This is a genomic window from Hydrocoleum sp. CS-953 (genome assembly GCF_002260545.1).
GTDB lineage: Bacteria > Cyanobacteriota > Cyanobacteriia > Cyanobacteriales > Microcoleaceae > Trichodesmium.
This window is the reverse complement of record NZ_LGSU01001249.1, coordinates 1-8551: the sequence shown is the minus strand read 5'-3', so window position 1 is coordinate 8551 and position 8551 is coordinate 1. Positions and strand designations below refer to the sequence as shown.

The 8551-nt window shown below is 35.0% G+C and carries 5 protein-coding genes and 1 pseudogene; 2 read left to right on the top strand and 4 right to left on the bottom strand.

Translation table 11 applies throughout. The features are described from left to right. Both AFK68_RS21530 and AFK68_RS21520 read right to left on the bottom strand, forming a co-directional pair. Window positions 1-1756: pentapeptide repeat-containing protein (locus AFK68_RS21530; RefSeq protein ID WP_094674955.1), on the bottom strand; the 1756-nt coding region annotated here is incomplete at its 3' end. Window positions 1757-2663: 907 nt separating this feature from the next. Next, window positions 2664-3550: ABC transporter substrate-binding protein (locus tag AFK68_RS21520; protein ID WP_168186593.1), on the bottom strand; the 887-nt coding region annotated here is incomplete at its 3' end. A 32-nt stretch (window positions 3551-3582) separates the two neighbouring features. Here AFK68_RS21520 and AFK68_RS42240 point away from each other — a divergent pair. Together AFK68_RS42240 and AFK68_RS21515 are read left to right on the top strand one after the other, a co-directional pair. Continuing rightward, a pseudogene (locus tag AFK68_RS42240) lies at window positions 3583-3830 on the top strand (hypothetical protein); the annotation flags it as partial. A 370-nt stretch (window positions 3831-4200) separates the two neighbouring features. Next, on the top strand, window positions 4201-5511 hold the full coding sequence (locus tag AFK68_RS21515; RefSeq protein ID WP_094674951.1) for a response regulator: 1311 nt from the start codon (window positions 4201-4203) through the stop codon (window positions 5509-5511). 301 nt (window positions 5512-5812) lie between these two features. On the opposite strand, the gene AFK68_RS21510 is transcribed toward AFK68_RS21515, so the two are convergent. Together AFK68_RS21510 and AFK68_RS21505 are read right to left on the bottom strand one after the other, a co-directional pair. After that, on the bottom strand, window positions 5813-6289 hold the full coding sequence (locus tag AFK68_RS21510; protein ID WP_246844332.1) for a glutamate ligase domain-containing protein: 477 nt from the start codon (window positions 6287-6289) through the stop codon (window positions 5813-5815). A gap of 212 nt (window positions 6290-6501) precedes the next feature. Then, window positions 6502-7343 (bottom strand): folylpolyglutamate synthase/dihydrofolate synthase family protein (locus AFK68_RS21505; protein ID WP_094674957.1); only part of this gene is annotated, 842 nt, incomplete at its 3' end. Between the last annotated feature and the right edge of the window lie 1208 nt (window positions 7344-8551).

Sequence of the window (8551 nt, the reverse complement as noted above, 5' to 3'; positions counted from 1 at the left end):
AAACTCCGAAAACCTTAACTTTATTATTCAAATCAGATTCTATCACTGCTGCAAGTCCAACCTCCGTTGCTAGATTTGACCCCCCCCAAAGTATCTGAACAGTAGGATTATTTTTAAGTAGTTCTTTAACTTTTATCACATCACTATTAGAAGCAACGTTAACAGAATCAACGATTTGAAACGAGATATCCGATTCATTTATCGCTTTTAATGCTCCTTGCAGATAAGGATAGTAGCTATCATAGACAGCAGAATCAATTAAAGCAAGCTGAATCAATTTTGAGGAAGAATCAGTCTGTAAATTATTTTGAGACCATTCTACTAAATCTTGGGCTGAATCATAGCCCATTTGGAAGTTATTTGTACTATAGCAAGCAATGGCTAAATCTTTTGCGTCCATAGGATCAAAGCAGAAACCGAGGGTGATAATAGCCACTCCAGCATCACTAGCTAGTTTAAGCGCATCGAGTGACTTAATGGAATCTTCAGGTCTGAGGATAATTCCATCCATACCTTCCTTAATCAACTGCTTAATTATTTTAGCCTCATTCTCCACACCACTGGGATGACTAATCGCCCAAATTTCTACACGACGGTTAGCAGCACGACGCATCCCTAATTCATAGTAATCGAAAAGAGTTTCAGGAGTTTCTGGTTTGATTAAAGCTATCCGTAAACGAGGTAATCTTGCTTGTTTGGTCGCCTGTTCCCAATTAGGCTTCCGATTGGTTTCCTGCCAATTTTTAGCCCGCTTAATTTGAAATGTTGACCACATTTTTGCTCCCCACAGATCGGCCCCTTTTAATTGGGTTTCTAGCAAATTAGTGGGTTGTAATTGCGCTCCTCTCGCATTAGTTGTGCTACTTAAATCAGCAAAACGTAACGAGGCATTCTCTAGATTAGCTTTATAAAAATCAGCCCCCCTTAAATCCCCTCTATTCAAATTTGCTGATTGTAAGTTGGCTCGGTAGAAAATACCATCATTGAAATTAGCCCATAAGGCTCTAACATTGACTAGACTAGCTTCAGAGAAATCAGCTTTGTCAAGATTAGCTCCATACAAATTACTATTATCTAAATTACTATTTTGGAGTATCGCTTCCTTTAAGTTGGCTTGTGTTAAATTCGCACCTTGTAATTGAACACCCGTGAGATTAGCACCTTCTAAATTAGTATTGGCCAAATTTGCGCCCTGGAGGTTACTCCCTTGTAAATTAATTCCAACAAGATTGGCTCCTGATAGATCGGCTCCTGCTAAATTTGAATAGGAGAGATCCATTGAACGTTTATTAACCTTCAGTGAACCCTGAGTGAAAGATAGAGATTGGCAAGGATTAAGGGTAAGATCGGCCATGTTTGCTTTAGCTGCTTCTAGTCCTGGATTACTTTGGCAATCTTTGCTATGTAAAATTTTTAAGGCAGCAATCCGTGCGTCACTATATTGATGGCCAGATTCTTCACGCAGAACCTTTCGAGCTTCTTGTATCTCCTGTTTGTTTCGACTAGGTATGGTAATTACATAAGATACTATGGCAAACAACAGTGCGCCTTCACTTAAAATAACTGCTAACTTAAATAAAGAAATATTTTGTAGCCATTCAATAAAATGAGAAATTTTTGTGTCTAAAATAGAGATGGGCTTTAATAGTTTAGGTTCTTTTAATATAGCCTTTTCAGGAGTGCTTTGAGATTTTTCAGAATCGATAGATTCAGGGTTACTTATTTCTTTTTGTAAGTTTTTTTCTCTTGTATCCATTAATCATTTTTCCTCTAAAAACACTAAACATTATAATCCGGACTTAAGCATAAACTTTCTTGTAGAACCTATTTGGGATCTGTTGACAATTATCGATTGAGAGTAGGGGAGATGGTGAAGCAAGGGCACTTAGATTTTACCTGTTTCCTCTATTATTTATATATTTTCCATTTCCTGACTCCTTACTCCTTTGCCAAAAACCTCACCTTTGCTGAGATACGGTTAGGGCTTCTATAATATAAAATTGTGTCATTTGAAAGACAATAATTATGGCAATAAAGCGAGTTTATTCCTTGGTTTGTATAGTTTAGAATAATTATTTAAACATATCTCTTAATTTCTCTTTATTTAATTTTTTAAATCCTTGAGGGGTAAAAATCTTTACTACAACAAGGTCAGAAGACTGGATTCGTCCTTGAGTCAAATCTATCGCAACACCACCTAGATCAAACTTAGAAATAGCAGCCTGTTTTAAAAAGTTATCACGATTAATTTTTCCTGGTATTGTTTGGAGAATTTTCAAAGTCATTTTTCCTACAATATATCCTTCTAAAGATATATGATCGAACTCATTTTTTAGCTTAGATTTTGCCTCTTGAACAATAGGTAGATCGGAGTCTAATGAGGGGACAACTGTTGTTATAATTACTTTATCTGTAATACCGTATTCTTCTAAACTCAACTGTAATTCTTCTAGAGAACCAGATGATAAGGAGGAAATAACCCAATTCTCTCCTTCATCTTGAGCGAACTTAATAAATCGTCCGATATTAGTAGTAGTTCCTGCTGTAATGACTAATCTACAGTTTATTTCCGTGTTTTTTTCCCACTTTTTTAATGAGTTATAACCTTCTTCTACATAGGGAGTATTACGGGGATAAAATCCTACAGGACTAAGCAAAATATNGAACCAGATGATAAGGAGGAAATAACCCAATTCTCTCCTTCATCTTGAGCGAACTTAATAAATCGTCCGATATTAGTAGTAGTTCCTGCTGTAATGACTAATCTACAGTTTATTTCCGTGTTTTTTTCCCACTTTTTTAATGAGTTATAACCTTCTTCTACATAGGGAGTATTACGGGGATAAAATCCTACAGGACTAAGCAAAATATTGTCTTTATTTCCCTTTTTTTTATACTGTAAAACTTGGTCGTATGTATCTAAGATTTTCTCTTCAACCTGTGCTTGTGCTAAAGCTTTTCTGACTGCTTTTAAGCCACCCAGACCTAAGCTATCATCTTGAACATAAGCACAAATTTCAGAGGATTTGACTCCTGCATATAAAGCCATTTTAACTACAGTTTCTATTTCTTGTGCATAACTCGGACGATAATTAATGATTAGCTCGGATTGCGATCGCAAAAGTTCAGAACCAGTAACAAAACCAACGGCAGGAATATTGTTTTTATTTAAAATTGGTAATGTTTTTTGTGCGGTGGGAGTACCAAGATTTCCTATCATTAAAAAAATGCCAGATTCAATTAACTCTTGTGTCTTTTGATAAGCAACTCCAGGCTCATAATAATCATTTTCAATGATTAACTCAAGCTTTTTTGTTTGTACTAATTGATCGTCAAATGCAGCTTTCAAACCATATTTTATCCTATTTCCTACTATCTCTTGTTGTCCTTCTAAAGCTAGGACAGAACCTAGTCGAATTGTTTTTTTAGTAATTCCTTCTTCGGGAATTGTATCATTTGATATTTGTTGGCAAGCAGTAAGTCCTAATAAGCTAAGACTAAAGCTGAGATTAAAAAAAAACTTCAAGGTAAAATAAATCTTAAAATTCATAATAAATTGTCAATAAAAATAATCTTAATTGAACACTTTATGCCACTTTTTCTGAATATCAATGTTGTATTTTGTCAGAGTATAGTCTACACAACTTGACTATTCTCAGACGATTGGTACTTCATTTTCTCCATCCAGAGAAAAAATATTTAAACGCAGTCTTGGTCAAAAAATGAAGCAAGCTGCTATGAACAACAATTACATTATTACTATTCTCATTGCTTTCTGTCAAGCCTCTTTTTCTTTTATCGGTATAAGATTTGATTTATTTGACAAATAAATAAGGTCTCAAGCTTCTCCTTTCAAGGGTATAAAAAAGAAAATTCCGTATTTGAAGCCTCTATCTTTATTTGTAAGTATTGATAACTAAAATGATCCACTTTTAAATCAGTAATTGCCTCAAGAGGAGATCGATATTTAATTAAATATCTGTTAAATATCCGTACAATCACGGACGATATTTATAAATTTTTTAAGTAAAATTAAATTGAGTCGATAACTTGAATAAATACTTCTAGAACCGTTACACTAAAGTCTTGAATTAGAGATTAAATTTGAATTAAGATTCAGTGAAATTGCGGATGTTATCTTTTTAGAAGTATGAGCTTAAGAATATCGCAAATCAGGACTGCATTGATAGAGTATTAAAAATGATTAGTAAAACAAAACAGACTACAGCGAGGTTTTTTAAACATTTAATCCGTCTGATACCTAAACAATTTACTGGTAAATTAGAACTCCAGAATACTGAAGAACAAAAGTGGCAATTATATTTTGATCGGGGATGTCTAATTTGGGCAACAGGTGGTAATAGCGCTTGGCGAAGATGGCGCAGAATTTTCACTCAGTTTTGCCCTTTTATTTCTTTGGAAACTCTCAGTTTATACACCCATGATGTTTGTGAAAGCTGGCAATATTACATAGTTAATATTTTACTCAAACAAGAAAAAATTTCACTTTCGCAAGCTATTTCTATAATTAACAATACCTTGGTAGAAGTATTATTTGATTTAATTCAACAGGATAATTTAGATACTTTACAGGTGACTTCTATAAGTTGTAATCTACAAGCGGAAATGATGCAACCTATCTTTCGTTTGAGTATCTATGAAGCTTTTGAAAAAGTTAAGCCAATATGGCAAGATTGGTGTGAGGCAAATTTACACAATTATTCTCCCAATTTAGCACCTGTCTTGAACAAACCTGAAACTCTAAAAAAACACACATCTACTCTAATCTACCAAAAATTTCAGGCATTAATTAGTAAAAAATTAACATTGCGAGATTTGGCTTTTTACTTAAAGCAGGATTTATTAAGTCTGACTAAAAAATTAATTCATTATGTCACTCAAGGAATAATTAAACTTACTGTTTTGCCAGATTTACCTGCATTAGCTGTAGTTAAATTTGATGCTTTAGCAAATGAAGTAAAAGAGATTAAAAAAACAAATTCACCATCCCTAGAAACTACAAAAAATTCCATCTCTGTAGATCAAACAAAATTAATCGCTTGTATTGATAATTGCCCAATAATTAATACATTAATCGGTAAAATTATTACCAAAAGTGGCTATCTATTTATTGGGATTGAAAAGTCTACATTGGCTGTACCTACTGTTGTGCAAGTAAAGCCAGATTTAATATTTTTGGATATAGATATGCCTGTTATTAATGGTTATGAAGTCTGTAGTCAAATTCGTAAAATACCTGATTTTAAAAATATTCCTATAGTAATTTTAACTGGGAGAGACAGTATGATTGACCGGGTTCGCGCTCAGTTTGTCGGATGTTCTGAGTTTATTAACAAACCAATCAGCCAAGAAAAAATTGAAGCTATTTTTAAGAAATATCGTAAGGATTCAGGTGAGGTAAGCATTCAGCTATTAGTATCTCCGTTCCGGAATGCTGCGCAAAAAGCATTCAGCTTTTCGTGCGGAATGCTACGCAAATATAAATTTTAATTTTCCTTGGAGACTAATTCCTCCTTCTAGCTGATAGCTGATAGCTGACTGCTGAATGCTTACGAAATATCTAAATTCAGAAAATACGAAATATCTAGATTCAGAAAATACAAAAATACAGCTCCCAGTAGTGAAGTCTTTAGTTCCTGCTAATTGTTAACTAGCTATTAGCTATCAGCATTTCAGCTATAAGCTTTTTGACCTTGGGTAATCCCTGGAACCCCAAGCGGCTGATGGTGCGCTGAAGAGTTTAAATCCCCGACTCAATCTAAAAAAAGTCCTAATGCTGACCGCTGACTGCTCACTGCTCACTGCTATTAAAAAAATGACCGAGTAAATATAGGGAACCACATAAAACAATTAAATTTTCACTGGCACTAATAGCTTCTTCTAAAGCTAGTGTTAGATGGGAGTTGACTTGACAAAGTGTTAATTCTGTGCATATATCCTGAGCCATAGTGCTAAGTTGATTCAAGTCAGCTGAACTATGGTCAGGGACAGGAACTAGGTAGAGGCGATCGCCTGGTCTAATTAGTGCCCGAAAAATTTCTGAATGCTCTTTTGTAGAGAGCATACCCATAACCCAACTTATGGATGGATAATCAAGTGTCCTGACATATCGACCCAATACTTGGGCAGCAGCAGTATTATGGGCACCATCAATTAATAATTTCCGATTTTGCCATGTAGTCCATTGCAAACGTCCCGGCCATTTGGTTTCAGCTATTCCTTGTTTAATTGCTGCGGTCGGGACTTCCCATCCTTGGGTTTCTAGCACTTGAACTGTGGCTATGGCGATCGCTGAATTTATCAACTGTACATCTCCAAATAATGGCAGTGTATATTCAATTCCTTGAGAAGTAGCTTCTGGCAATGAGTTATTTTCCTGATTTCCTTCTAATAATTCAGCAGGTTCGACCCAAACAACAGGACATTCTAGCTCGGTAATACGTTTTTCTACTACTGTTTTTGCTTCTGGTGGTAAAACTNGCTATTCCTTGTTTAATTGCTGCGGTCGGGACTTCCCATCCTTGGGTTTCTAGCACTTGAACTGTGGCTATGGCGATCGCTGAATTTATCAACTGTACATCTCCAAATAATGGCAGTGTATATTCAATTCCTTGAGAAGTAGCTTCTGGCAATGAGTTATTTTCCTGATTTCCTTCTAATAATTCAGCAGGTTCGACCCAAACAACAGGACATTCTAGCTCGGTAATACGTTTTTCTACTACTGTTTTTGCTTCTGGGGGTAAAACTCCGAGTATTGCAGGACATCTTGGTTTAAGAATACCTGCCTTTTCCCCAGCAATATGACTCAAGGTAGGACCTAATCTTTGCCAATGTTCCCAACTAAGAGAAGTAATGACAGTTACCATTGGTTGGTGACAAACATTTGTGGCGTCTAGTCTACCTCCCAAACCTACTTCTACAACTGCTACGTCTACCTCTTGTTGGGCAAAATATAACCAAGCAGCGGCAGTAATAATTTCAAACTGAGTAGGTGAAGGTTGTTCTGGTTGAATGGCTGCTTCTACTTCTTGTAATAATTGTTCTAATATATTGGAGGAAATTTTTTCTTCGTTGAGGCAAATACGTTCTGTCCAGTCAACTAGATGAGGTGAGGTGTAACGTCCGACTTTATATCCTGCTGCTTTGAGAATAGATGATAGATAAGCACAGACGGAACCTTTGCCATTTGTTCCAGCGACATGAATAATAGGTACTTGGAGATGGGGGTTGCCTAAATTATCTAGAAGTTGGTAGATACGTTCGAGACCAAGCTCAACGCCGAAATGTTCAAAGCGTTTTAAGAAAGAGTCTATAGAATTCACAGTTTTTTTATAGTAATTAGCTATTAGGATTCAGCTTTTTTTATTTAGCTAAATCTTACCTTGTTTTCGACATTAAGACTGATACTAAATCTATCCTTAATTATTGCTCTGCTGATTAAATATCAAAGAATTTACAGGTAAAGGTTTGAGCCTTTTTAGGTCTGGAAAAAGTACCTAGTTTTGAGCTGCTTGATGGTCAAAAAGGAGTGCATTTCCGGTGCATTGTTGGGCAAAACAAATACCCCCGTACGGACGTATCGCTGCGCGACATGTTTGCGAAGCATTCCGGAACGGAAAACGCATTTTTGCCTGTGCAACGTCCCTACTACTCCCCTAAACCTTAAAAAAGACTTTTTCAGCAAACCCTAATTATTTTTTCCCTCAACAACTTGCCTCACCTATTCCATTTCCATTTCTAATTCCGAAGCAGAAGTATTTGTTCTATAATTAAACCCAGATTTATCAGATTAGGAACAGCAGATATTTTTGCTAATAAAATACTTTATTGTCATCTTTTTTGTTTACCTTCTTGTTTGCCTTATAAAAAAAATNAAAAGACTTTTTCAGCAAACCCTAATTATTTTTTCCCTCAACAACTTGCCTCACCTATTCCATTTCCATTTCTAATTCCGAAGCAGAAGTATTTGTTCTATAATTAAACCCAGATTTATCAGATTAGGAACAGCAGATATTTTTGCTAATAAAATACTTTATTGTCATCTTTTTTGTTTACCTTCTTGTTTGCCTTATAAAAAAAATTCTTAATAGAATCTAGTTTTTTTAGGTCGCTAAAATTAAACATTGATTAATTATTTCATCCCTCAGAGACTGGAGAGTAAAATAATTATTAAGAGAGCATACGAATGACTAAAATCTAAAAGCGGTAATGCTTCAAGGGATTGAAAGAAGGTAGATATAGGAGTATGTAGTACATATATTCCTAGATTTTTAAGCGACAATATTTGCCCTTGTATTTCTTCGGACCTATTCCCTCCATACCTATTCCCTGTTCCCTATCTCCTTTTTATATTTCCTCATACATTCAATCTCTAATAAAATACCTTCTTGTCATCTTTTTTGTTTACCTTGTTGTTTGCCTTATAAAAAAGCTTCTTAATAGAATCTAGTTTTTTTAGGTCGTTAAAATTCAACATTGATTAATTATTTTATCTCTCAATAACTTGCCTCAAAAGTATAAAAAATACTGT

Coding starts and splice junctions, on each gene's coding strand:
- AFK68_RS21515 (WP_094674951.1), top strand. CDS start 4,201: ATGATTAGTAAAACAAAACAGACTACAGCGAGGTTTTTTAAACATTTA.